At 55.0% G+C, this 24,007-nt stretch carries 20 protein-coding genes and 3 tRNA genes; 14 read left to right on the top strand and 9 right to left on the bottom strand.

Going from position 1 to position 24,007, the window contains the following annotated elements; translation table 11 throughout:
• Positions 1-8: 8 nt before the first annotated feature.
• From LBR61_00655 to LBR61_00640, 4 genes are all read right to left on the bottom strand, one after another.
• Positions 9-1,487, bottom strand: a complete 1,479-nt coding sequence (locus LBR61_00655; GenBank protein ID MDR1730580.1) for an ABC transporter substrate-binding protein — start codon at positions 1,485-1,487, stop codon at positions 9-11.
• A gap of 532 nt (positions 1,488-2,019) precedes the next feature.
• A tRNA-Met gene (locus tag LBR61_00650) sits at positions 2,020-2,096 on the bottom strand.
• Between the two features lie 44 nt (positions 2,097-2,140).
• A tRNA-Met gene (locus tag LBR61_00645) sits at positions 2,141-2,217 on the bottom strand.
• 21 nt (positions 2,218-2,238) lie between these two features.
• Positions 2,239-2,325, bottom strand: a tRNA-Leu gene (locus LBR61_00640).
• A 324-nt stretch (positions 2,326-2,649) separates the two neighbouring features.
• Between LBR61_00640 and LBR61_00635 the strand changes: the two genes are divergently transcribed.
• From LBR61_00635 to LBR61_00615, 5 genes are all read left to right on the top strand, one after another.
• Positions 2,650-3,399, top strand: a complete 750-nt coding sequence (locus LBR61_00635) for an amino acid ABC transporter ATP-binding protein (GenBank protein ID MDR1730579.1) — start codon at positions 2,650-2,652, stop codon at positions 3,397-3,399.
• Positions 3,389-4,042, top strand: a complete 654-nt coding sequence (locus LBR61_00630; protein MDR1730578.1) for an amino acid ABC transporter permease — start codon at positions 3,389-3,391, stop codon at positions 4,040-4,042. The genes LBR61_00635 and LBR61_00630 overlap by 11 nt, the downstream gene beginning before the upstream one ends.
• 48 nt (positions 4,043-4,090) lie before the next feature.
• Positions 4,091-4,879, top strand: a complete 789-nt coding sequence (locus LBR61_00625; GenBank protein MDR1730577.1) for a transporter substrate-binding domain-containing protein — start codon at positions 4,091-4,093, stop codon at positions 4,877-4,879.
• Positions 4,880-5,280: 401 nt separating this feature from the next.
• Positions 5,281-5,655 carry a response regulator gene (locus tag LBR61_00620; GenBank protein MDR1730576.1) on the top strand — a complete coding sequence of 125 codons (375 nt, stop codon included), beginning with the start codon at positions 5,281-5,283 and terminating at the stop codon, positions 5,653-5,655.
• Between the two features lie 45 nt (positions 5,656-5,700).
• Positions 5,701-6,606: a hypothetical protein gene (locus LBR61_00615; GenBank protein MDR1730575.1), complete on the top strand. Its 906-nt coding sequence runs from the start codon at positions 5,701-5,703 to the stop codon at positions 6,604-6,606.
• A gap of 203 nt (positions 6,607-6,809) precedes the next feature.
• Here the strand turns inward: LBR61_00615 and LBR61_00610 are convergent, their stop codons facing one another.
• Complete coding sequence (locus tag LBR61_00610) at positions 6,810-8,030, bottom strand: ABC transporter permease (protein MDR1730574.1); 1,221 nt, start codon at positions 8,028-8,030, stop codon at positions 6,810-6,812.
• 236 nt (positions 8,031-8,266) lie between these two features.
• On the opposite strand from LBR61_00610, the gene LBR61_00605 reads away from it, so the two are divergent.
• From LBR61_00605 to LBR61_00590, 4 genes are all read left to right on the top strand, one after another.
• Positions 8,267-8,740 carry a PH domain-containing protein gene (locus LBR61_00605; GenBank protein MDR1730573.1) on the top strand — a complete coding sequence of 158 codons (474 nt, stop codon included), beginning with the start codon at positions 8,267-8,269 and terminating at the stop codon, positions 8,738-8,740.
• A gap of 208 nt (positions 8,741-8,948) precedes the next feature.
• The gene (gene alaS, locus LBR61_00600; GenBank protein MDR1730572.1) at positions 8,949-11,588 is read left to right on the top strand and encodes an alanine--tRNA ligase; all 2,640 of its coding nucleotides are present in this window, start codon (positions 8,949-8,951) and stop codon (positions 11,586-11,588) included.
• The gene (ruvX, locus tag LBR61_00595; protein ID MDR1730571.1) at positions 11,585-12,019 is read left to right on the top strand and encodes a Holliday junction resolvase RuvX; all 435 of its coding nucleotides are present in this window, start codon (positions 11,585-11,587) and stop codon (positions 12,017-12,019) included. Before alaS ends, ruvX begins: the two co-directional genes overlap by 4 nt.
• Positions 12,020-12,244: 225 nt before the next feature.
• Complete coding sequence (locus LBR61_00590) at positions 12,245-13,726, top strand: PH domain-containing protein (protein MDR1730570.1); 1,482 nt, start codon at positions 12,245-12,247, stop codon at positions 13,724-13,726.
• A 100-nt stretch (positions 13,727-13,826) separates the two neighbouring features.
• On the opposite strand, the gene LBR61_00585 is transcribed toward LBR61_00590, so the two are convergent.
• On the bottom strand, positions 13,827-14,864 hold the full coding sequence (locus tag LBR61_00585) for a low specificity L-threonine aldolase (GenBank protein ID MDR1730569.1): 1,038 nt from the start codon (positions 14,862-14,864) through the stop codon (positions 13,827-13,829).
• A 29-nt stretch (positions 14,865-14,893) separates the two neighbouring features.
• A complete protein-coding gene (locus LBR61_00580; protein ID MDR1730568.1) occupies positions 14,894-15,622 on the bottom strand; it encodes an alpha/beta hydrolase in 729 nt (242 codons plus the stop codon).
• A 305-nt stretch (positions 15,623-15,927) separates the two neighbouring features.
• On the opposite strand from LBR61_00580, the gene LBR61_00575 reads away from it, so the two are divergent.
• The gene (locus tag LBR61_00575) at positions 15,928-16,962 is read left to right on the top strand and encodes a hypothetical protein (protein ID MDR1730567.1); all 1,035 of its coding nucleotides are present in this window, start codon (positions 15,928-15,930) and stop codon (positions 16,960-16,962) included.
• A 90-nt stretch (positions 16,963-17,052) separates the two neighbouring features.
• Here LBR61_00575 and LBR61_00570 read toward each other — a convergent pair whose 3' ends face one another.
• Complete coding sequence (locus tag LBR61_00570; GenBank protein ID MDR1730566.1) at positions 17,053-18,459, bottom strand: MATE family efflux transporter; 1,407 nt, start codon at positions 18,457-18,459, stop codon at positions 17,053-17,055.
• A gap of 270 nt (positions 18,460-18,729) precedes the next feature.
• Between LBR61_00570 and LBR61_00565 the strand changes: the two genes are divergently transcribed.
• The 4 genes from LBR61_00565 to LBR61_00550 all read left to right on the top strand — a co-directional run bounded on the left by LBR61_00565 (position 18,730) and on the right by LBR61_00550 (position 22,152).
• Positions 18,730-19,395, top strand: coding sequence for a metal-dependent transcriptional regulator (locus LBR61_00565; GenBank protein ID MDR1730565.1), 666 nt, complete (start codon positions 18,730-18,732; stop codon positions 19,393-19,395).
• Between the two features lie 181 nt (positions 19,396-19,576).
• Positions 19,577-19,879, top strand: a complete 303-nt coding sequence (locus LBR61_00560) for a ferrous iron transport protein A (GenBank protein MDR1730564.1) — start codon at positions 19,577-19,579, stop codon at positions 19,877-19,879.
• Entirely contained in the window at positions 19,876-21,957 is a 2,082-nt protein-coding gene (feoB, locus tag LBR61_00555) for a ferrous iron transport protein B (protein ID MDR1730563.1), read from the top strand. Before LBR61_00560 ends, feoB begins: the two co-directional genes overlap by 4 nt.
• A 57-nt stretch (positions 21,958-22,014) precedes the next feature.
• Positions 22,015-22,152: a FeoB-associated Cys-rich membrane protein gene (locus tag LBR61_00550; protein MDR1730562.1), complete on the top strand. Its 138-nt coding sequence runs from the start codon at positions 22,015-22,017 to the stop codon at positions 22,150-22,152.
• A gap of 77 nt (positions 22,153-22,229) precedes the next feature.
• Here LBR61_00550 and LBR61_00545 read toward each other — a convergent pair whose 3' ends face one another.
• Positions 22,230-23,345, bottom strand: coding sequence for a histidine kinase (locus LBR61_00545; protein MDR1730561.1), 1,116 nt, complete (start codon positions 23,343-23,345; stop codon positions 22,230-22,232).
• Positions 23,346-24,007 lie beyond the last annotated feature (662 nt).

Genomic DNA, 24,007 nt, shown 5'->3' with positions numbered 1-24,007 from the left:
GTCAAAATCTATTTAAAATAAGCGTTGTTCCAAATCCAGTATTCGCCGGGCATCTCGATGTCCGTCAGGGCGCTCTTGAAAGCGGCATAAATCGTCATCTGCACGCCGGGCATCCAGTACATCATGTCCTCAATGAAGGCCTTCTGGAACTCTTTATAGAGTTTCACTCTGGCCTCCGTGCTCATTTCTTTGGAAATATTATCCAAATAGCCGGTATATCTGGGTCCATTCACCGTATCCGCCTTGACGTTGATGGCGGTAAAACCCATGCTCGTGCTGAGGAATGTCACGATATCGCCGCTGTTGTTGTAGGCTCCGCGGATGTAGAGGTCGTAGTCGTCGGAGTTGGAAACGATATCGTTCGTCGTGGCCATGTCATGCTTCTGGATTTCCAGAGTAATCCCAACGCTGGCAAACATGTTGTGGATCTGTTCGGCCATCAGCTGACGGCCGGGGGTATCGTCAACGAGGACACGAAGCGACAGCCCGTTGGCATAACCCGCTTTCGCAAGCAGCTCTTTTGCTTTTTCCGGGTTATAGGAGTAAGGATAGTTGGTCTCCCACCTTGAGTCATAGCCCAGAGCATTCTTGCCAAGCGGGCTGCTGCAGGGTTCCGCCGCGTTATCGAACGCGCCGGCGCAAATGGCTTTCCAGTCGATGGCGCAGGCGATCGCCTGCCTGACCGGCAGGCTGGAGAGAGCTTTGTTCTTGAGGTTGCAGCCCAGGAACACGTTGACAATGCTGGGCTGTTTGTCATAGCCGACAACACCGTCAATGGCGGAGGCTGAATTGTAATTTTCAAGCGACAGATTGAAGAGAACGTCGACCCCTCCGGACTTGAGTTCCATCAAAGCCACGGAAGTTTCGCTGATGATACGTACCACGATGGTCTCAATTTTCGGGGCGCCGTACCAGTGATCCGGGAACGCCCTGAAGGTCAGGCTGTCGCCGGAAACCCATTTCTTAAGGACATAGGCCGAGGTCGTCATGGGGTTCAGATAGAACTCGTCCGGGGAGGCCGCAGCCTCATAGGCAGCCTTTTCGATGATGCCGATCGCAAGGAAAGCGCTCTGCCAGACGCCATTGAGTCGGTTAAATTTGAGATAGAGGGTATTTGCGTCAAGGGCTTTGCTGTTGTCAAAGTCGATGAAGTCCAGCTGTCTGCCCGAAGAGGTGTCCTTTTTGCCATAAACCAGGGAAGCCAGCACATCTTCCGCGGTCATTTTGTTGCCGCTGTGGAACCTGACGTTCTCTCGGAGTTTCATCGTGACGCCCAGATTGTCCTTATCCAGCTGGTACGACTCACACAGGCAGGGTTCATACTGGCCCTGTCTGTTGCGAGTGAACAGATAGTCATAAATCAGACGATTATAGGTCATGTTGGCCAGGTTGTTGATCGTATCGCTGCGAAGCCGTCCGGGGTCTCCGTTTGTGACGATAACCAGAGTGTCGCGCGAAGAGGCGGGACCGGCAGCCGCCGGGGACATAACGCCCGTACAGCTCCAAAGTAAGGCAGTAACCAGCAGGGAACGAAGGAATAACCCAAAGAATTTTTTCATATTGTTTTTCATCCTCTCATTATTCATCTTGATCTTCCGCAACGCAGTAACGTAAAAAAACAGGAATGAGCTGACAATGTGCCTACGGCTATTTCAAAAGACTGAAAACATTATACAGGCTTTCCCTCCTTCGCGGCATCAGTCCGAGTCCACGAGACAGACAATCCTGCCCGCCCCTGAAAATAAAAAAGAAAAATGAAGAAAGAAAAATGAAGAAAGAAAAATGAAGAAAGAAAAATAAATTCCACGTAGCAGAATTTATTAATAAAATATAAAATAATAAACTGTATTTTAAAATTTTTACTATAAGCGTTGTATTTTGTCAAATGTTTTTGAATCCCATGTTGAATCCCAAAATCCGCAATAATATACTGTTATTTGTTGCCGTCGGCAACTGAAAAATAAAAACTCCGGTTTTAGCCGGAGTTCGGGTAACTATGACAATCTATTGAAATTTATTTGGTGGCGGCAACTGGAGTCGAACCAGTGACACCGCGGGTATGAACCGCGTGCTCTAGCCATCTGAGCTATGCCGCCTTCAATTTTCATCATCGAAGGGAAATTGGCTGTTTTACCCAAAATGGTTGCGGGGGCAGGATTCGAACCTGCGACCTTCGGGTTATGAGCCCGACGAGCTTCCTGGCTGCTCCACCCCGCGATATAACTTTCTAAATTTTCCTGGTGCCGGACGCGGGACTCGAACCCGCACAGACCTGAGTCTATAGGATTTTAAGTCCTAGGCGTCTACCAATTCCGCCAGTCCGGCACAAGATTTCTCTATGCCGTACAGTAGAACGAAAGGAAGTTTACCGTATTTTCTTCACTGCGTCAACCCACATCCTTGCAGGCCATTTCAGTGAACCGGATTTCCTTCGCGCATCCGCATCCATGCCTCGCGGCAATTTGTGGTTTCCCGCAGAGGGAAAGAATCAGTATCCTGTGCAGCCGCCGAATCTCTTCCATGACGAAGAAATATGCGATAATGGTCCGATGGATTTCGCGGACCCCGCAGCCGCCGTGCCGGTCTGCGGGGAGCTTCAGAGGGGGATATATGCGCGTGAACAGAGCAGTTGGGGACAGTTCTCCGGGGATCATCTCGGTAAGGGGGCTGCGCAAGTCCTTCGGGCATAACGAAGTTCTGAAAGGCATCGATCTCGACGTGGCGGAGGGCGAGGTGGTGGCGATCATTGGTCCCAGCGGGTCGGGCAAAAGCACACTGGCCCGCTGCCTCTGCGGACTGGAAAGCGTGGATGGAGGATCGATCACGCTGTGCGGCGCGGACCTTTCCGGGGGAACCCACAGAAACCGCGACCTGGCCCGGCTGGTGGGGATGATCTTCCAGCAGTTCAACCTCTACCCCCACATGTCCGCTTTGCAGAACATCACACTCTCTCCTGTTCACATTCTGGGGATGAAACGGGCGGAGGCCGACGAACTGGGCAGAAGCCTCCTTGCCAGAGTGGGACTTGCGGACCGGGCGAACGCGCGCCCGCGACAGCTCTCCGGAGGGCAGCAGCAGAGGGTGGCTATCGCCCGCGCTCTGGCCATGCGTCCGAGGATCATGCTTTTCGACGAGCCCACCAGCGCCCTCGACCCCGAACTGGTGGGAGAAGTGCTCCAGGTCATGGACGACCTGGCGGTTTCCGGAATGACGATGGTGGTCATCACTCACGAGATGGCCTTCGCCAGAGACGCCGCGGATCGGGTCGTTTTCATGGACGAGGGCCGCGTTGTGGAGGAAGGCGAGCCGGCCCGGATCCTGACGAATCCGCAACAGTCCCGAACCCGACAGTTTCTGCAAAGGCTTTTGAAAAAGGAGACAGATTTTCATGGAGCTTGATTTCTCCGTCCTGCTGCCGCGCATGAGCATTTTTCTGACGGGAACCTGGGTGACGATCTGGACCTCCATCCTGGCGCTTCTGTTCGGCACGGCGCTGGGGCTGACGATCGGCGTCCTGCGGGTGGTTCCCTGCGGTCCCCTGAGAACTCTGGCGTGGAGCTACATCTTCGTCATCCGGGGAACGCCCTGCCTGATTCAGCTCTTCTTCATATACTTCGGGCTTCCGGCTCTGGGGGTCAACCTTCCCGCGATTCCGGCGGGGATCATTGGACTTTCGCTCAACTCGGCGGGGTACGTGGGCGAAATCGTCCGGGGCGGCATCGAAGCGGTTCCCCGGGGGCAGTGGGAGGCGGCCCGTATGCTGGGTCTTTCATACCTTCAGTCCATGCGTCTCGTGGTTCTCCCCCAGGCGGTGCGAAATATGCTGCCCGCCTTCGGAAACGAGTTCGTCACCCTCATCAAGGAATCTTCTCTGCTTTCCACCCTGGCCATCACGGAACTGACTCAAGCCGGGCAGCAGGTGCGAAGCGCCACCTACGCGTCCTTCGAAACCTTCGCCGTAGTCGGCGCGATCTATCTCACTCTGACGACGATCACCGGAATGTGCCTGAGACGCCTGGAAAAGAAGTGGAGCGTGGCCTGACTCCAGAGGCCTGTCAACATACTAAAATTTATTCAGAGGTGAGTTAATATGTGGAAAATATCGAAAAAAATAACGAGAATCCTCAGCGCGGCTTTCGTCCTGCTGATGTTTTTGGCGATTCCGGGGCCGGCTCTGGCCGCTTCCGCGCTGGACAGCGACATCCTCATCGTCGGCACGGAGGGAACCTATCCGCCTTTCGAGTACTATGACGAAACCAACGCTCTGACGGGCTTCGACATGGAGCTGGTTCAGGCGATTGGAAAAATCCTGGGCAGGGAAATTCGCCTTGTGGACATGACCTTTGACGGACTGATTCCCGCTTTGGCGGCGGGCAAGGTGCACCTGGTGGCGGCGGCGGTCAACGCCACGGACGAGCGCCGGCAGAAGGTGGATTTCTCCGACGTCTATTGCGTCACGGACGCCGCTCTGATGGTGAAGGCGGACAACGAGGCCCTGAAAACCTTCGATGACCTGAAAGGAAAGACGGTGGGAGTTCAGCTCGGCACGGTGGAAGACGCCTACCTGGGCACTCTGGGGAACTCCTTCGAGATTCGCCGCTATCAGAAAACCGACGATGCCGTTCGGGAGGTTGTGCTGGGGCGTAACGACGGAGTTTTTCTCGACACGGTGGTGGCACTCAGCTACATCGACAGCGACCGGTTCAAAGGCAGCCTGAAGATCGCCGTCAGAAGGGCGATCAACAGCCCCAGCGAGGGCTTTTCCCTGGCCCTGCGCAAGGGAGACCCGAAGTTTCTGGAGGCCGTGAACGGCGCTCTTCAAAACCTGGAGAAGTCGGGAGAGCTTCAGGCTCTGAAAAAGAAGTACAGGCTGGAGTAATATTCATTAAAAATAATATCCATTGAAAACTGCGTGTCAGAAATCAGATGCCTGATTAACCTCGGGGGAGCGAAGCGGTGACGCAAGCTCCGCTTCCCTGAGTTTCAGTTGGTTTTTCCAGACCGATCCAGACCGATAAAGAGAACCGTATCACAAAAAAGAAAGAACTTTTTCTTCCATTCCTTCAATACCCGATCCTTTCACACCTGAAATCCGTGATATATTAAAAGAATAATTAGAAAATGCTGATTGATAAGAAAGGTCTCGCAGGAGCCGGAGGTTTTGCGCGGGCAGAAATCGGAGCGTGCGGGAACCCGATGGAGTATGCGAATGAAAGATACAAGAGAAAGATATTTAAGGAATGGAAGATACAAATGGAAGCTGCAAATCGGAGGATGCAAATGTCGAACGGGAAGAAAATTATTTTAGCGGTGGACGACGCCCAGGCAAATCTTAAAATCATTCAAAACACACTGAAAGATTCTTTCGAGCTGCGTCTGGCGAAATCCGCCGGTATGGCGCTGATGGTTCTGGACCGCGTCGTGCCCGACCTCATCCTGCTGGACATTGAGATGCCCGATATGTCGGGGTTCGATCTCATGGAGACGATCCGCTCAAGGCCTCAGCTGAGAGATGTTCCCATCATTTTCGTGACATCCCACGCAACGAAGGAATTTGTGATGGAGGCCGGCCTGAAGGGAGCGAAAGATTACATCGCCAAGCCCTTCACCCCCGCGCTGCTGCGAAGCAAGATCCGGAAAGCCCTGGAACCCTGAGAGGCCGGCGGCGATGACTCGAAACGTTACGGAGATGATGGGGAGATGACGGAGGTAAAAGAAATGGATGGCGTCAGCGGCGAAGTCCTGACCGCGGCCGACAGGGAAGCCCTGTACGCGGCCATTCGGGAGCTTCGGGAGGAAAACGAAAAACAGACGAAAGAGCTGCAGGAAATTCGGGCGCTGCTGAAGCAACACCTTGCCGAAACCGCAACCCGGGACGGTTGGGAGAGCCAAAAGAAGGAAAACGAAGATTCTGAATCGACGCCGAAGCCCGGCGGACGGAAAGGGATGCTCCAGGCCTTCCCGACCGATCCCTCCAGCATGGACGCTCTGCTGGAAGAACTCGCCCAGGTGGACGATTTGAACGTCATGACCGGTCTCAGCCAGGCGGGACGCTGCAGGGAGGTCTACATCGAGGCCCTACGGCAGTGCTGCTGTTCTCTGGACCGAGACATCGAAGCCCTTCAGGATTTTGCACTGAACCGGGATTGGGGCAGGTATGCCATGCAAACTCATGTACTGAAAAATGTTTTCGCGGATATTGGCAACTCGTTCCTGTCCGACTGGGCCGGCGATCTCGAAAAGGCCTCCGACGAGGGGGACGTGGAACAATGCAGAAAGCAGACGCGGCTTTTTTGCAACAGCGTGAACAGCTTCCACGTGAAACTTTTGCGGACGTCACTGATGGACAAACCGGAAACGGACGGAGACGACCGCTCGCACATAACAGCCGGAGCTCTGCGCGAAAAACTGGAAGCGCTGAACGACGCCTGCTGCGGATGCGATTCCGCTCAAATCGACGCGATAACGGACGAGTTGAAAACGATGACGTTCGGCGGGGAGGAGGACTCTCTGCTGAAAGAAATCTGCTGTTTGGCAGAATCTTTCGACTACGAGGACATCATCGTCCTGTGCGAACAGCTGCTGAAAACGCTCCCGAAGGAATGACGAAAGAAATAACGAAAGAATTTGAGGTAATACCAATTTGCTTTCAATCGAGTGTTAATGAAGAAACTAATGTTTGAATATCATTGCTTTTAGCTATTCTAACTTTATAAGCAGCGAACCGGTGAAGTATGAACCGTGTGAGTCGCTTAGTTTCTTCATCAGGCCTTTTACTTCAAATTGGTATCAGCGCCGTCTTTTTTATTTTACTCGTATCGAAGGGCGTCAATGGGGTTCAGGCTGGAGGCCTTCCAGGCGGGCCAGAAGCCGAAAAATACCCCGACCATCGCCGAAAAGCCCACGGCGGTCAGGATGGCTTCCGGAGAAATCACCGTCGGCCATTCCAGAATTTTTGTGACAACCTGAGAGGCGGCCACTCCGCCCAAAATCCCGACGCCGCCTCCCAGCGCCGAGAGCGTGACGGCTTCCGCCAGAAACTGCAGCCGCACGTCCAGAGGACGGGCTCCCACCGCCATGCGTATGCCGATCTCCCGGGTTCGTTCCGTGACCGACACCAGCATAATATTCATGATTCCGATCCCCCCGACAACCAGAGAAATAGACGCCACCACCCCCAGCAGAAGCCCCATGATCCGTGTGGAGGCGGCCACGTTCTCCAGAATCTGCGTCATGTCCCGAATCACGAAATCGTCATCCACGCCCTCGGGCAATCGATGGCGCTGGCGTAAAATGGCGCGGACCTCGTCCTGCATGGCGGAAAGGGATTCCCGATCCGCCGCCTGAAGGGTGAGACGCCGCACCGCCCCCGGAATCGTGGTCCGAAAAAGACGCCGCTGGGCCGTGGTGATGGGGACAATGACAAGATCGTCCTGATCGCCGCCCCAGGGATTCGGCCCCTTGGGAGCCAGGACTCCCGCCACGCGAAAGGGAACTTTTCGAATGCGAACGGTTTTCCCCACGGGCTCCTCGTCCCCAAAGAGATTTCGCGCAACGGTGTCGCCCAAAAGACAGACTTTCGAGGCGGCGCGCACGTCGGAATCCGAGAAGGAATCTCCGGCGGCCACGCGCCATTCGCGCACATCCAAAATTCCCGGAGTACCCCCCAGCGTCGTGGTGTTCCAGTTGCTGTTGCCGTAGACCAGCTGAGTTCCGCCGTAGATTTCCGGAACGGCCTCGGAGATAAAAATTCCCTCGTTTCTCAAAACCTCCACGTCCGCGAGGGTAAGCGTCGCGGCGCTTCCCGCGGCCTGGCGGCTGCCTCCCGTCCGCGCCGCCCCCGGAAAGACGATCAGCAGGTTGGACCCCACTCCGGCAATGTAACGGTCGATCCGCATCGCCGCGCCGCTGCCCACCGCCACCATGGTAATCACCGCCCCCACCCCGATGATAATTCCCAGCATCGTCAGAGCGGAACGGGTTTTGTTCGCCAACAGGGACTGCAGTGCGGTTTTAAAGATCTCGGACATGGCCGACGCGCCTCCTTTTTTCGCACATCTTTCTTTCGCACCTCTGATCTTCTCACAAATCAATATGCCTGAAGTTCGAATCGCAGTCAAACGGCAAAACATGTAAATCAAAGTTCCGGAAAGCTGCGGAAAGAGATGCAGGGATATTTTTTAATGAAAGAACTAAAAGAATACGCAAAGAGTTGTTATAATAAATATCATTCGTGGCATCTCAAATGACCAGGGAGGTAAAAAGTATGGCTGAACAGGGGACTAAACAGGTTTTTAAACCGGCGTGGAGAAGTTTTTACTGGCATATTCTGGGGATGATCGCCGCGTTTGTGATCGCTGTGGCTATTTCCGTAAAAAAGCCGGACTGGTGGGAAATAACGTGGATCGCCTTTGCGGGCGTCGTGGTGCTGCTGGCGGCGGACATGGTGATACGGCGCCTTCGTGTCGCTCTCAGCGTGTCGCCGGATGAGGTCGCTCTGGAGGAGGGCATTATATCGCATCATTCCATAGAGATCAGCACCCGGAGCATCCGTACCATCCAGGTCCGGCAAAACGTGATACAGCGAATCCTGAACATCGGCAACATTCAGATCGCTTCATCCGGAACGGAGGAGTACGAGATCTGCATTTCCAACCTGCCGTCCCCTCACGCGATTCGCGACATCATGCAGCGTTACGAACGCGCGACCGACGCGGTTGCGGACAAAAAAGCGGAGTGAACCCGAAAAGGAGCAAACTCGGAAACGAAAAACAAAATTGCCGCGTCTCCTTCCGCCGCAGAGCACAATCTCCCGCCGGACGACTCCCCTGTGCCCGCGCATGGCTGTCTGAACCCGAAAACCCGGAGTGACATCGGGAGTTCGTGGTGTATGATAGATACTCATCGTCGGGCAGTCCCCCCGGGGCTGCGAAGGAAGGAGAATCTTTATGCAGTATCGCAGTGGCGGAGAAATACGAAATCTTTTCATAAAATTCTGGACCGAAAGGGGAAGCCGGCACTATCCCAGCTTCTCCCTGGTGCCGGATGATCCGACTCTTTTGTTCACCATCGCGGGGATGGTTCCCTTCAAGACCTGGTATCTGGGAATACGGCAGCCGGAGTGCCCTCACGCCGTCACCTGCCAGAAATGCGTGCGTACCAACGATATTGAAAACGTCGGCCGAACCGCCCGTCATCACACGTTTTTCGAGATGTTGGGCAACTTTGCCTGGGGAAGCTACTTCAAAAAAGAGGCCGTCACCGGCGCGTGGGAGTTCCTGACGAAGGTCGTCGGGCTGGAGCCGGAGCGCCTGTACGCCTCCATCTACACCGACGACGAGGAAGCGTATGACGCCTGGCATAAAATCGTCGGACTTCCCGAGGGGCGCATCCTCCGCTTCGGGCAGGAGGAAAACTACTGGTTCATGGGCGAACAGGGACCCTGCGGCCCCTGCTCCGAAATTTACTACGACCGGGGAGAACGGTACGGCTGCGGCTCACCCACCTGCGGAGTGGGCTGCGACTGCGACCGCTTCATGGAGATATGGAATCTCGTGTTCACCCAGTACGACCGGCAGAAAGACGGCTCCCTCGTTCCCCTTCCCCGCAAAAACATCGACACGGGCATGGGGCTGGAGCGACTGACCTCCATCGTGCAGGGCGTCGATACGGACTATGAAACCGACCTGTTCCTCCCTATGATTGAATATACATGCAAAAAAGCAAATATCCGCTACGGCGAAAACGCCAAAAACGATATGGCCGTGCGGGTCATCGCCGATCACGTGCGTTCCGTGACCTTCATGCTGGCGGACGGCGTTCTGCCCGCCAACGACGGGCCCGGCTACGTGCTGCGCCGGCTGCTGCGGCGGGCCGTGCGCTACGGGCGTCTTCTGGGCTTCGACGAGGCTTTTCTGTGCGAGTACATCCCCATCCTGATCGAGATCATGGGGGACTTCTACCGGGAGCTGACTGAACAGCGCCTGACCGTGGAACAGATCATCGGTGTGGAGGAAAACCGGTTCGCGAAAACCCTGCGGCAGGGCACGGACCTTTTCGACGCCGAGGCGGCGCGGCTGAAAGCCAGCGGAGCGACGGCGCTCCCCGGCGACGTGACCTTCACCCTCTACGACACCTTCGGTTTTCCGCCTGAGCTGACGCTGGAAATGGCCGAAGAACAGGGGCTTTCCACCGATTTGGAGGGATTCCGGAAGGCCATGGATGCCCAGAAGGAACGGGCGCGCGCCTCCAGCAAGCAGAAAAAAAGCTCCATGACCGGAGACGTCTACACGGAACTGGAAAACGAGTTCCCCGCTACGGTGTTCACGGGGTACGCCGAACATTCGGGAACCGGTAAGGTTCTGGCCCTGCTGACGGAGGAAGGGCGGGTGGACAGGCTGGAAGCCCCGGCGCTGTGCGAGGTGCTGCTGGACACGACGCCCTTTTACGCCGAGCGGGGCGGCGAGGTCGGGGACACCGGGCGCATGTCGTCTCCGGAGGCGGGAGGACGGGTGGAGAACACCGTTCCCCACGGCGGTCTGATCCTCCACAGCGTGAAGCTGGAGTTCGGCGTCCTGTCCCTGGGCTCGGAGGTTCGCGCCGAGGTTGACGACAAACGACGAGACGCCATCCGCCGCAGCCACACCGCGACGCACCTGCTGCACGAGGCTCTGGGCCGCGTGCTTGGCGGACACGTTCGTCAGGCGGGGTCCCTCGTGACCGACCGCTTTCTCCGCTTCGACTTCACCCACCATGAAGCCATGACCGTCGGCCAGATCATGGAGGTCGAGCGTCAGGTCAACGAAGAAGTGCTGAAAAATACCCTTCTCGAAGTGACGGAACACGACCGCGAAGAGGCGCGATCTCTGGGGGCGAAGGCCCTTTTCGACGAGAAATACGGCGACGTGGTGCGCGTGGTTTCCGTTCCCGGGTTCTCCAGAGAGCTCTGCGGGGGGCTGCACGTCCGCGCCACCGGCGACATCGGGCTCTTCAAAATCGTGAGAGAGGAAAGCATCGGCTCCGGAACACGGCGCATCACAGCGATTACGGGAATGAACTCCCTCGAACGCGTGCAGCGAACCTCCTCGCTGCTCGACCGGCTGCAGAAAACCTTCTCGACGGAGGAGGAAAACCTGCTGACGAAAGCGGAGGACGCGCTGGAGGAAAACAGGGCGCTGCACCGGAAAATACAGGAACTGGAGCTCAAAAAGCTGACGGAAAACGCCTCCGACGCGTTTACCCGAAAGGATGTTAAAGGCGTTTGTCTCCAGACGGGCGCTTTTTCGAAAGCCACCCCCGACATGCTGAGGGAGATCGGCGACAGAGCGAAGACCGGGACCTCTCCAACCGTCGTCGTCATGACCTCGGCCAACGAAGACGGAAGCTGTCAGATCGTCGTCATGGCCGACGACGCCGCGGTGAAAAAGGGAGCAAACGCGGGAGGACTCGTGAAGGAAGCCTCGGCCCTGCTGGACGGGCGGGGCGGCGGACGTCCCAACATGGCACAGGGCGGCGGCAAAAAAACAGACTGTCTGAGTCAGGCCCTGCAAAAAATTGAGGAGCTTCTGGAGGGACAGATTCGGGCATGACAAAGCGTGTCCTGGCGCTGGACGTGGGAAGCGTGCGTATCGGCGTCGCGGTGACGGATCCCCTGGGGCTGTTCGCTCAGGGGATTGACGTGTGGCCGGTGGAAACCCCGGAAGAAAACTGGAGGGAGAAACTCGACGCGAGCCTGAAGCGTTACGACCCCGACCTCATCCTCATCGGAATGCCCCGACGGACGGACGGCAGTTACGGCCCGGAGGCCGAGCGAATTTTCGCCCTGACGGAAGACCTGCGGGCCGCGTACCCTCACCGACGTTTCGAAACCTGGGACGAGCGTTACACCACGGTTATCGCCCAACGCGCCCTTGTGGAGGGCAACGTTTCACGAAAGAAACGCAAAGAGAAAGTAGATAAAATAGCCGCCGCGCTGATCCTTCAAAACTGGCTGGACAGCGGAGGCGGCGATTTCCGCTAAGTTGGCAATCCCTGCCCTCGAAGGTTCAGGGAGTCATATCTGTTCTAACCCCGAAGAAATCACCCCGACCTCAAAAGCCCTCGTGAAATATCCGCCTTTTCGTTGAGTAGTTTTTCTGACCAATGGATTGTCGAGCATCAGCAGGGCAAACTATTGACAACTCAACTTTACGGGAATTCAGGATAGTTTATAATCATCTTAAAATCTAGAGAAAGAGGGAAAGTCATGTCCATTGATTTGAAGCAGATCAAAGCACAGTCTAAATCTAAATATTTGGACTTGAAACCAAAAGAATTGACACTTTTAACAGAAAAACTATTACCAGGGGAGACTTTAATAACGGTCTTCCAATGTCAGATCAACGACGTTTATCATCGTATTGTCCTGAGCAACATGCGTATTTTTATTTTTCGCTCGGCAATGTTTCGAGCTCCAATTGTAACAGAAATTCACTTTGAAGATATAAATTATGCGGAAGGTAATATAGGTTTCTTCTTTGGGAACATTGACCTCACCGCAACCAGCGGACATTACCAAATGACAACTGTTCCTAAAGCAGAGGTGAATACTTTTGTCTCATTTGTAAAAGATAGAGTTGCAGAAGTGAAACAAAGACCTCAAAAAGATACTTCCATTGATGAATTGGAGCGATTATTCAATTTGAAAGAAAAAGGCGCGTTGACAGAGGAAGAATATGTCAATCGTAAGGAACAGTTATTGAATACAAATTCACTTCCTCAATCTTCTGTAATGTCGTCATCTCTTGAAATTACAGAACCATTAAAAAAGAAACAGCCGAAGAAAAAAATAGATTTTTGGGGGATACTGTGTGTCACTGCTGTCGTCATAATAATTGTAAATATTTTCGGTAAAGAGAAACTCCAAAAGAATTCACAACCACAAAAAGCTGAACCAATAAAGACGGCTCAACCAGCTGCACCTTCTGTTGGAAAAACGAATAATTCTCACGTTTATGTTGATTTAAATAGTGGAAACGAAGTCCCTTCTGCAACACCAAATGAATCGTTTCAGCCTGTATATTCCATCAAGGAAATAGAGGACACGAGCGTTGCGAGGGCAAAGCGACTCTCAGCATTAGTTGTAGTTCCCGACGGTCTTGACAGGGAAACGCTTAGAAAAAATATGGTACATGCTGCCGAGAAAATTATGGACGAAAGCGGAGCAAAAGCCGTTTCTGTATATGCGCGTCGCGCGTCTGATGAGACAAATACTGGATTTAGCGCTGCGTTATGTACTCTTGCTCCGTTTGGAGAAATTGGAAAAGCTATAGATCCAACTACAACACGGAAAGATATGCGAGCGGTAGTCGATTTTGATGAAAGTTATTTTCAGAAATTAGACGAAAGTAAATTTGTCACGAGGATCGATGAAAAGACTCGTCGAGAGATTTATCGAGCCGGAGCTGCAGCGGAATACAATGCTCGGATGGATGCCAGACGTCAAATGATAAAAAAATATATGCATAAAGAGCCGAAGAAAAATGCAAGTGAAGATGAACTTCTGGCTCTGATGAACCAAATTTACATGACTATACATGATAGATCAGTTTTGGAAGAAGAAACTATATTGACCACAAAAAAACAGGAAAATTACGAGAAGCAAGTCATGAAAAAATATAAACTGACGGAAGATGAATATGACAACATTGGGACAGAGGGGTCATTGAAATATTGGAGATTGGAGTAAGCTAAATGGAATGCATCAACACTCAGTAGAAACAAACGAAGCTCACAGCTCTCTTGAGCGGGAAGGACCATAAAAGCCCTTCCCGCTCCCTCAGTGATGTTCAGGCGGTCAGCGACCGGAACTCCCGAATAAACTCGTCCACCGCTTCTTCCTTTGTTGCCCAGGAGGTCACCAGGCGAATTGAAGAATGCTTTTCGTCAATCTTCGACCAGTGAGAAAAAATCCAGTTTTTCCCCAATTTTTCAATCAGGGTATTGGGCAGGATCGGGAAAACCTGATTGGAGGGCGAGGGCGTCAGAAAATCGTAACCGCCCTCTCGGATGGCGCCGGCGATGCGCTGCGCCATTGCGTTTGCGTGCCGTGCCAGTTCAAAGTACAGATCGTCTCGGAACAGCTCCTCGAACTGAATGCCCAGGATCCAGCCCTTCGCCATGAGCCCGCCCTTTTGCTTGATGTGATAGCGAAAATCCTCTTTCAGCGCGTCGTTGACGATCACGAGAGCCTCCCCGAGAATCGCTCCGTTCTTTGTGCCTCCAATATAGAACGCGTCCGTCAGCCGTCGCATATCCGCCAGAGTCACGTCGTTGCCCTCCGAGGCCAAAGCCGAACCCAGACGCGCTCCATCCACATAGAGCAGAAGCTTCTTTTCCCTGCAAAACCGGCTCAGGGCCTCCAGTTCCTTCAGCCTGTACACCGACCCGATCTCCGTCGAGTTGGAAATTTTGACGAGGCGCGGCTTCACCATGTGCTCATCGTTCGGGTGCCCGTCCAGAATCGTCTGCAGACCGTCGGGGGACAGTTTGCCGTCCCGGGTCGGGACGGTGAGGATCTTGTGCCCCGTGGCCTCAATGGCCCCCGTTTCGTGAACGAAAATATGGGACATGTTCGTTCCGATGGCCGCCTCGTGAGGTCTCAAAAACGCGGAAATCGCCGTCAGGTTGGTCTGAGTTCCCCCGCAGAGCAGATGAACGTCCACTGAAGCCGGATCGCCGCCCAGCAGTTCCTTAATGCGTTTTACAGCGGCAAGGCAGTGCGCATCTTCGCCGTAGCCCTCGTTCTGTTGCGTGTTGGTCGCCATCATGGCCTGCAAAATGCGCGGATGGGCCCCCTCGGAATAGTCGTTTTTGAAGCTGTACATCGTTACAAACATCTCCCTTTTGCTGCATCTCATTTTGTTGCGTCTTTTAAAAATTCATCGACAATACTGTTGAATACGTCCGGCTTCCGGCTCGACACGAAATGGTCCGCCTCCGGGACGATTACGAGCTTCGACCCGGGAATTGAGCGATGGATGAGTTTCGTGTGTTCTTCCCGAATCATGTCCCGTTCGCCCGCGATGACCAGCGCAGGCGTCGTGATCGCCGCGATCTCCTCCGGCGTGAAATGCGGCTGATTCACCATCAGACCGAAAATTTGCCTTTTTCGGCGGGCGTTTTCGGAAAAAGGGGCCTGGAGGGAAAGGAACCAGTAACAGATCACAATCGGCGCCTGCACGCGCCATTTTACGCCGCCGGGAGAGAGATTCGCTCCGGAGAGGATCAGAGACCTCAGGCGCGACGGGTATCTGAGGGCGAAGGCCAGGGCGACGTTGCCCCCGTCACTGAAGCCCAAGAGGTCGGCGGTTTTGACGTTCAGCGCGTCAAGGACGGCCCGGACGTCCTCCGCCATGTTCGTGATGCTCAGTTCGTCCGCCCCGAAGGAAGAGCGGCCATGACCTCTGCTGTCCAGAGCGATTACAGTGCGGGTTTTCGAAAAATATTCGACCTGGGGTTCGAATATTCCGCAGTTTTCGCTGTTGCCATGCAAAAGAACCAGAGGGACGCCGCAATCGCTCCCTCCGGAGATTTCACAATATATTCGGGCAGACCCCGACTCCACGAATCGGTTTGTTTTCATTTTTTTATTTCAAAAAATTGCTTCACTTCAAATCGCTTCACTTTAATAATGTACACCGCAAACTGCAGGGCGATTATAACTTTCACCGTCACGGACGTCAAACAACCCCCCGCCGCGTGTCACTGCCGCGAAGAGCGGACCAGAGGCTCAGTAAAAAGCCGGTAAAATTTTCAGGCATTGGATTTTTTCTCGTAATGTCGTAAAATAACAGCATAAAGAATTACAGCGGGTCCGAAACAGACAGACGGGTCCGAAACAAAAAACCGGAGAAATCGGAAAAATTCGGGAGGAAAGGAGAGTCTGAAGTGAACGTTACTTCAATGCTTTCACAGGGCTATTTGCAGCCGGCAAGACAGACGCGGCCCGAAGAAACGTCGGCGTCTGCGGCGCAGTCCGCGGCGCTGGCCGTGCAGGAGCAACAGGTCCTGGCGGAAGAACGGGCGCTGACGACTGCCGCGAATCCCGTATCCACCACCTATCACTACACGGTAGGTCCGGACGGACGGCGTTACATCACGGGAGCGGAGGTGGTGGTCTCGGGAGACGAAGAAACCATCGACAGTATCCCCGGAGGCGTGAAATACGAATCCATAAAACCCGTCTCGCCCCTCCAGGCGAAGAACAACCCGAACGACCCGGAAAAGGCGTCCCAAAAAACGGAAGAAGACGCCGAATCCGCCGGTAAGACTTCCCTGAAAGACACAAAAGCCACGAAAGATACAGAAGAAACGGAGAACGAGGCCCGGGAAGACGCAATCGTCAGCAAAATGAAACAGACGGAACGGGAAGTGATCGCCCACGAGGCCGCCCATCGAGCGGCAGGAGGGCGTTTCGCGGGACCCGCAAGCTACTCTTACTCCCAGGGCCCTGACGGAAAGAAATACATCACGGGCGGAGAAGTGCCGATCAGCGTCCCGGGGGGCGGCACTCCCGAAGAGACGGCGCGCAACATGGAGCAGGTGGCCCGGGCGGCACTGGCGCCGGCTGACCCCTCCGGGCAGGACATGCGCGTTGCGGCGCAGGCTTCGGCGGCGGCGGCTCAGGCCCGTCAGCAGATGGCCGCGGAGAGAAGTTCCGACGCGCAGGCGCAGGGCGGGAACGAGAAAGACTCCCAGGCAGGCGGGCTGAAAACGGGAGCGTCCTCCGTACAGGCCGGTATGCGCTTCGAGCAAATCCGCTCCGGCGAAGAGCCGCAAAACACCTCCCAAACCACAGAGCCCGACGAAGCCAGAGAAGCCTATTCCCGCGCCGCTTCAAAAAACGGCATGTGGGCGCTGGGACGGGGGTTCGAGCCGAACACCGGAAAAAAGGAAGACGAACACCTCGATATCGCGGCCTGACCCCGACCGAAAGAATCCCCTGTTCTGATTTCAATTTTGGTGCGTGATTACGTAATCCTCCGGAGCTTTTAACGCACATTTGATTGAGTATTAACCGTCGAAGCGTATTTTTTTCTTCAGGTATACGAAACAGGCCAGAGCGACGCAGGTTCCAAGGGCCCAGGATATGGGCTGAAACCACCAGACTCCCTGTTCACCCAGCCACCAGGCGAAGAAGTACGCCGTGGGGATGCGCCCCACCACTGAGCGCATGAGCTGCACCGCCGTTCCCAGAAAGGAATACCCCGTGGCCACGAAGGACGCGTTCAGCATGATCTGCAGAATAACGGCGGGAAAAGCCATCAGGCTGACGCGGAGAGACCGGACCGCCAAATCCATAACTCGAACCGAGGGCCGAAAAAGTCCGAAAAACGACCGAGGAAAGATGAAAAGAAAGGCTCCTGCCGTCACCATGAGGACGCCCGCAATCCACAGGGCCGCTTTCAGCCCCTCCTTCATGCGCCCGAAATCGCGCCGTCCATAGTTGAAGGCCAGAAACGGGGTCAGGGCCGAGCCAACGCCCATCGCGATGGTAAAGTAAAAATCTTCAATGCGAATACTCAGCATCCAGGCCGCCACCGCGTAATGTCCGAAAGACGCCAGGATTCGGTTTACAGCGCCGAAACCAAAAGCCGCGCTGCCGAAGGAAAGGGCGACGGGAAAGCCGATGGCGATCGTTGGACGCCAGTAGCGGAGAAGGCCGGGTCTCAAAGGCGGCAGCAGGGGCAGAGACAGGGAAGGATTCACGTCCCGGGACATTTTGCGGTGGACGTAGAGCAGGGCGAAGGCGCGCCCCACGAACGTCGCCGCCGCCGCTCCGCCGATGCCCCATCCGAAGGTGAAGATGAAGACCGGATCGAGAATCCCGTTGACCAGGTTGGCAATCCCCATACAGATCAAAGGCGTCACCGTGTCCCCCTGCAGACGAAAAATACAGTTGGCGACGGTGATATAAGTGATGATGGGAGCCATGAGAGGCAGCCACAGGTTGTAGGCGTAACACATTTCGAGGACCTGTGGGTTCCCCGCCGCCCCCAGCCGCTCGAACACAGCGGCGGAGACTCCGGGAAAAAGCATGGGCAGCATCATGAGGGAAAGAACGTACCCCAGAGACAGGCCGGACAAAGCTACCCGCCGCGCCCTGGCGGTCTCCCCCCGTCCCAGGCTCTGCCCCGCCAGAGCGGTGATCCCTCCCGCGACCCCCTCGATCAGGGCGTTCAAAACGATGATCGTCGGAAAGGTCAGGGACACGGCCGCGGTGGCCAGCTCCCCCAGCCAGGAGACGAAAATCGTGTCCACCAGAAAGAACAGCGCGTTGAAAAACATCATGCCGATGGCGGGCAACGACATTTGCAGCAAAATCAGCCTCACCGACCCCACGCCGAGATTGCGGGGTTTCGAGAGAACCCTTCTGAAAATCCTGAGGCACGTTGAAAAGGTACACTTTATTGAAGTCACGAAATTTTTCGCTCCGCTGTTCTTTCCTCGACAAAATTGTTTCCCGCCGCAAATAACCCGATTGTGAAATATTATGCCACACAGGGGACAATCCGGCACGGCAGAATTATTTACATAATCTCCGCGAATATTAAGTCGTCTGAATTCCTTGACAGAGAACACGCAAGCCGTTAGGATACAAAGAGTATTGGTAATGTACCGTTTTCAGAAGAGGTTTGTTTGGTCAAACTGATACAGGCGCTCTTTATATGAATTTGGGAGAAATGTTCAGTGAAAAAAATAACGGCTCGCACAGAAGATTATCTTGAAGAGATTTTCCTTTTGGAATGTACCGGCCGCGAAATCACGGTCACGGAACTGGCCGAACGCCTGGGCATCACCAAGGGGACGGTAACGGCCACTGTTCAGAAACTGGTCAACGCAGGGACGCTGAAGCACGAGCGTTACGGAGCCCTTCATCTCACCAGGGAGGGGCGGAAAAACGGGCTTTTGGTCTATCGCCGCCACGAGGGACTGCGCGCCTTTTTTCACGAACTTTTGGGCGTGGACAGGGACCGGTCGTCGGAAATGGCGTGCAACATGGAACATTATATGGACCCCGTCACGGATGCGCGCCTCTTTGCCATGCTGGAGTTTTTCCGCCGGGCCCGGGCCGAGCGGGCGCCCTGGGTGGATGAGCTGTTCGCCTCCATGGAAAACCGCGTCGATCTTTTCATCCCTCTCTCCCTGGTCGAAAGCGGCCAGAAGGGTTCTGTCACGCGTCTTTCCGCCGACGACGGACTGCGCAGAAAACTGCAGGATCTGGGGTTCATAACCGGGGCCAGCGTCACGTGTCTGGAGGCCTCCGAAAACTTCATCACGATTTCCCTTGAGGGGCACACCTGCGAAATGCCGCTCTACGAAGCCGCTACCGTCTGGCTCCGTTCCGTGGCCTGAGGCGTTTCATCCTGCTTTTGCCCCTGCGTCTGTCCGGGGAGGATCGTCGGCCTTAAAAAACATTTTTCTGTAGAATCTCGATTATTTTGTGGATCAACAGCTTATTGACAGCAAGCGGTGTCCTATATAATATGTTCGACCAGTGGAACAAAATTTATAACGATAAAAGGTGAAACGGATTATGTCAGCAGCCACCAGCGGGACGAAACCCCTGAGAGATTTCGTCCCGGGAGAATCAGGTAAAGTTGTTTCAATCACCGCTACGGGCCCCGTTAAAAGACGTCTTTTCGACATGGGGATCACCCCGGGAGCTGATATCATTCTCCGCAAGACGGCGCCTCTCGGAGACCCGCTTGAAATAACGATCAGGGGGTATCAGCTTTCAATTCGCAGAGCGGAAGCTCAAACCATCGCCATGAAAGTCGACGGGGATGTCGATATGAAGCTCGACGCCGGAGAAGACGAGGGAGGCCGCTCCAGATGAAGTTCGCTCTCGCCGGCAATCCCAACTCCGGAAAAACGACTCTTTTCAACAACCTCACGGGAAGCTCCGCTCATGTGGGCAACTGGCCCGGCGTAACCGTGGACCGCAAGGAAGGCCTTTACAGAAGCCCCTCGGGCCCTGTGACCGTCGTCGACCTTCCCGGCATCTATTCGCTGTCGCCCTACTCTCCGGAGGAAATCGTCGCCCGGGACTACATCGTCGAGCAGAACCCCGACCTCGTCATCAATATCGTCGACGCCACCAACCTGGAGCGCAACCTCTACCTGACGACCCAGCTCATGGAGACCGACCGGCCCATCGTCGTGGCCCTCAACATGATGGACGTCATCGAAAAGGAGGGGCTCGCCATCGACGTGGACATCCTGGAGCAGGAGTTGGGGCTGCCGGTGGTCCCCATCAGCGCGCTGGACGCCAGCGGGCTGAAGGAGCTGATGCGGCGGGGACTGGAAGCCGCGGCGACGCCCCGCAGAGGCCGTTCCGTACTGGAATCCTCTCCTCTGGCCGCGCCCATCCACAAGGTGGTGAACCTGCTCGACGAACGCAAAATCCCCCACTCCCTGTTTCACGCCATCAAACTCATCGAGGGGGATTCTCTGGAAAAAACGGAGTTTCGGGAACGCTACGCCGCCGACCTGGTGGACCGCATCGACGAAATGAGGACGACCATCGATCTCCCCGCCAATATGGAACGGGATTTCGAGGCCGCCATAGCCGACCTGCGTTATCGCCACATCACGGGACACTACCGCCGGGCGATGCTCCGCGTCCGTCAGCCGGGCGGGCACACCCTCTCCACCAGCATCGACCGGTTCCTCACCCACAAACTGCTGGGGATTCCGATTTTTCTGGCCGTCATGTTTTTCGTGTTTCACATGATTTTCAGCGACAACCTTTTCGGAACCGGCATCCCCTCTCCGGGGGTGTGGCTTCAGGAACTGACGGGCACGCTGATGGACTGGATCACCGGACTTGTGGAACAGCTTCTCCTGAACCTCAGCGTGTCGGACTGGGCGCGCAGCATGGCCATCGACGGGCTTTTTGCCGGAGTGGGGGCCGTCCTGAGTTTCCTTCCGCAAATTATGATGCTGTTCCTCTTTCTCTCGATACTGGAAGATTCAGGCTATATGGCCCGGGCGGCGTTTTTGATGGACCGCATTCTGCGCTGTTTCGGGCTTTCCGGGAAATCCTTCCTGCCCATGCTGATGGGCTTCGGCTGCTCGGTACCGGCCATGATGGCCACCCGCACCCTGGAGGACGAGAGAGACCGCCGCATCACCATCATGCTGATGCCCTGCTTCTCCTGCGGGGCCAAAGCTCCGATCTGGGCCATGTTCGCCACCGTGCTCTTTCCTCAGCACGGAGACATCATGATCTTCGGCGTCTATTTCATCGGCATCCTCACGGCCATCGCGGCGGGGATTCTGCTCAGAACCTTCATTTTCCGGAAGGACTCCGTCCCCTTTATTATGGAACTCCCGGACTACCACATGCCCCGGGCGACCAACGTGGCCCACGAGCTTTGGAACAAGCTGAGGAGTTTTCTGATTCGAGCCTCGACGATCATCGCGGGAGCCACAGTCGTCATCTGGTTCCTGTCGAACTTCAGCCCGTCACTCAACATGGTGGAAGCCCACGGCACCGAAAGCATTCTGGGCCTTCTGGGAACCTTCCTCCAGCCGCTTTTCATCCCGCTGGGATTCGCTGAGGGACCGGACGGATGGAAGGCCGTCGTCGCCATACTGACGGGGCTCATCGCGAAGGAAATGGTGGTTTCCACGATGGGAGTTCTGTACGCGGCCGAGGACATTGGCGACGCGGAAAGCGGAATGATCTCCACCGCTCTGTCCGCCACCCTGGCGGCCACGTTCTCCCCCCTGGTCGCTCTTTCCTTCATGGCTTTCAACCTGCTCTCCGTTCCCTGCATGGCGGCTGTGGCCACGGCTGCCGGAGAGATGAAAAGCCGGCGCTGGATGTGGTTCACCATCCTTTTCTGGATTGGAATGGCCTGGGTCGTCTCGTTCCTCATTTTCCGCGTGGGAACCCTGCTGGGCTATTGATTTAATTTAATTTAATTTTAAATTGGCATGACATTCTCTGTCGAAGGGGGCGATTTTATGAAACTGGTGGATCTGATTGTCATCATACCGGTTGCGATGGTTGTGCTTTTTACCTTCACGCGAGGATTTAGAAAACGTAAAAGCAGTTCCTGTGGATGTTCCGACTGTACAAAGTGCTCCGTGGGAAAAAACTGAGGTAAATCCGACAGGGTAAACACACGAAAAAGGCCGGGATTTCTCCGGTCTTTTTTTCACTTCATCCTTTTTTTACTTCATCCCGCGATGATGGGGACGGAAAAGGAAACGCTGGAGCCCTTGTTGAGAACGCTGGAAATGGAGAGCTTGCCCCCCAGCATTTTCATGCGCTCCTCCATGTTGACAAGACCGTAGGACCCCCGTTCCTTCGCCGCCTCTTTTTCCTGTTCCACGTTGAAACCTTTGCCGTTGTCCGTGATCCGGACCCGCAGGTTGTGTTTCGCGTAGTTGATGCTCACCCTAACCTCCGTCGCCCCATGACCTGCCGCGTTGGTCACGGCCTGATGAAGGGTTTTGAAGGCGCCGATTCGCACGTGGACGGGCAGTTCGTCCATATTTCCGCTGAGAGTGAAGCTGAGTTCGCTGCCCCAGTTCTGCCGCACCTGAACCGCCAGCCGCCGGAGAGGCAGTTCGAATCCCTCCTGGATACCCGTGGGGCTCAAACAGAAAAGCAGAGCCCGAATTTCGTCGAGTCCGGATTTGGTCTGTTCCAGCGCCCGGTCGATTTCCTCCAGAGCCATGGAGCTTTCCCCTCTGTGGAGATATTCCCGCCCCATCTCCAAAGTCAGTCCCAAGGCGGAAAAAGTCTGACAGGGACCATCGTGCAGTTCCCGGGCAAAAGTGACAGCCTCCCGCTCCGCCAGATGAAAGGCGGCCGAAAGGGCCTCGCTGTTCTGCGTTTCCATCACCGTTTCCACAAACTCTTCGGGAGCGATGAACAGACTCAGGACCATGCGAAGACGATTGGCCGTTTTCTCGCTCCGTTTCACGAGATGTTCCAAACGGCGCTCCTCCTGCTGCAGTTCATTTCTCTGAAGGCTCAGAAGACGGTGACGCTCCTCCAGAGAGCCCCGAATTTTCATGAATTCGGAAGCGCGCTCGTAGGAGGCCTGTTCCTCGGCCAATCCCACCCTGGAACTCACTCGCAGCTCTTCACGGGAACGTTCGTAGTCCTTCGCGGCCTGATCCAGCGCAGCCGCAAGCTCCCTCAGCTCAACGGTCAGCTGCCGGCCCCGTTCTCGCACATCGTCAAGCTGGACCGTTTCTTCCTGCCGAAGCAGGTAAAGTTCGTCGAGACCATCCTGCAGAAAACGGCTGATACGTTCTTCAATGTCCCCGATTTTATCCGTCATACAGACTTTACCTCGAACCGTTTTTATCCCGAAATCAGTATTTCCCCTGTATTTTAAATTATACTCTCTGCCAGGGGAGTGAACAAGAAGCACATCATTTGAAGCGTTTTTTCTCTGGAAAACGGAGTTTATTGTTAAATATACTTTAAATATTCTGCTAATACGTATTTTTATATACTTAACTCTTCCGTTTTGGCTTAAGCAAAAATCTCTGCCGTCTTTGCCCGCGATGGATTAAGATTTTTAAAAAATTAACACAGGAGGAAGGCTATGGAAATCATAGGGAGTGCCACTCGTCTCCCATGGTACAAAAGACTTTGGCGCAGGACTCCAAAGCAGGACCTTTTATTCAGGAGAACCATGAGGATCATTCAGTCGGACAGAGCCGAGGACCGGTGCAGAGAGCCTGCCTGCGACATTTGACAGGGGAAACGGCAACACCTTAAAGACGCCGGCAAGCCCGGAAACAAAAGGACAGGGACAGAGAAAACACATGAAAAAACACGAGAAAACCCTCTGCCCCTGTTTGTATTCACATTATTAACGTGCTCCCCTCCCGGTCACTTCAGGTTGGCCAGAACCAGAGCGATCAGGGCGCTTCTCTCGGGCAGCCGGTCGATGTCGATGTTTTCGCTGGCGGAGTGTGACCCTTCGCCGTAAGC

The organism is Synergistaceae bacterium (genome assembly GCA_031272035.1).
Classification (GTDB): Bacteria; Synergistota; Synergistia; order Synergistales; family Aminobacteriaceae; genus JAISSA01.
The sequence above is the reverse complement of the archived record's forward strand: the minus strand, read 5'-3'. Positions and strand labels throughout refer to the sequence as shown.

What these genes read in the sequence shown, in the direction of transcription:
- LBR61_00655 (MDR1730580.1), bottom strand. Translation starts at nt 1,487, where the DNA reads ATGTCCCCGGCGGCTGCCGGTCCCGCCTCTTCGCGCGACACTCTGGTT.
- LBR61_00625 (MDR1730577.1), top strand. Translation starts at nt 4,091, where the DNA reads ATGTGGAAAATATCGAAAAAAATAACGAGAATCCTCAGCGCGGCTTTC.
- LBR61_00560 (MDR1730564.1), top strand. Translation starts at nt 19,577, where the DNA reads ATGTCAGCAGCCACCAGCGGGACGAAACCCCTGAGAGATTTCGTCCCG.
- LBR61_00630 (MDR1730578.1), top strand. Translation starts at nt 3,389, where the DNA reads ATGGAGCTTGATTTCTCCGTCCTGCTGCCGCGCATGAGCATTTTTCTG.
- LBR61_00615 (MDR1730575.1), top strand. Translation starts at nt 5,701, where the DNA reads ATGACGGAGGTAAAAGAAATGGATGGCGTCAGCGGCGAAGTCCTGACC.
- LBR61_00580 (MDR1730568.1), bottom strand. Translation starts at nt 15,622, where the DNA reads ATGAAAACAAACCGATTCGTGGAGTCGGGGTCTGCCCGAATATATTGT.
- feoB (MDR1730563.1), top strand. Translation starts at nt 19,876, where the DNA reads ATGAAGTTCGCTCTCGCCGGCAATCCCAACTCCGGAAAAACGACTCTT.
- LBR61_00585 (MDR1730569.1), bottom strand. Translation starts at nt 14,864, where the DNA reads ATGTACAGCTTCAAAAACGACTATTCCGAGGGGGCCCATCCGCGCATT.
- ruvX (MDR1730571.1), top strand. Translation starts at nt 11,585, where the DNA reads ATGACAAAGCGTGTCCTGGCGCTGGACGTGGGAAGCGTGCGTATCGGC.
- alaS (MDR1730572.1), top strand. Translation starts at nt 8,949, where the DNA reads ATGCAGTATCGCAGTGGCGGAGAAATACGAAATCTTTTCATAAAATTC.
- LBR61_00610 (MDR1730574.1), bottom strand. Translation starts at nt 8,030, where the DNA reads ATGTCCGAGATCTTTAAAACCGCACTGCAGTCCCTGTTGGCGAACAAA.
- LBR61_00550 (MDR1730562.1), top strand. Translation starts at nt 22,015, where the DNA reads ATGAAACTGGTGGATCTGATTGTCATCATACCGGTTGCGATGGTTGTG.
- LBR61_00545 (MDR1730561.1), bottom strand. Translation starts at nt 23,345, where the DNA reads ATGACGGATAAAATCGGGGACATTGAAGAACGTATCAGCCGTTTTCTG.
- LBR61_00605 (MDR1730573.1), top strand. Translation starts at nt 8,267, where the DNA reads ATGGCTGAACAGGGGACTAAACAGGTTTTTAAACCGGCGTGGAGAAGT.
- LBR61_00620 (MDR1730576.1), top strand. Translation starts at nt 5,281, where the DNA reads ATGTCGAACGGGAAGAAAATTATTTTAGCGGTGGACGACGCCCAGGCA.
- LBR61_00590 (MDR1730570.1), top strand. Translation starts at nt 12,245, where the DNA reads ATGTCCATTGATTTGAAGCAGATCAAAGCACAGTCTAAATCTAAATAT.